The sequence below is a fragment of the Thermus sp. FJN-A genome, assembly GCF_054655095.1.
In genome coordinates, this window is record NZ_BAAHSC010000233.1 from 1 (window position 1) to 236 (window position 236).

Below are 236 nucleotides of genomic sequence, written 5' to 3' on the forward strand. Positions count from 1 at the left end.
CTTAGGGTCTCCGGGTGGACGGCCAGGACCAGGGTGGCCACCTCGGCGAAGGCCACCAGCCAGGGGACCACACTGGGGGTGAGGCCCGTGGCGTCGTCCACGACGAGGGTGACGGGGTTCACCCCTTCGGGGCGCTTGAGGGCCTTGAGGAGGCTCCTCGCCTTCTCCTCGTTCCCCGGGTAGCGCCTCTGCCAGGCCTTGAGGTCGGCCTCGAGGTCCCACCCCCCCCCCCCCCC

1 pseudogene is annotated in these 236 nt (G+C 72.5%); it reads right to left on the minus strand.

Annotated elements, in window-relative coordinates:
- Positions 1–236 (minus strand): annotated as a pseudogene (locus ACYQ0J_RS13535) (ATP-binding protein); the annotation flags it as partial.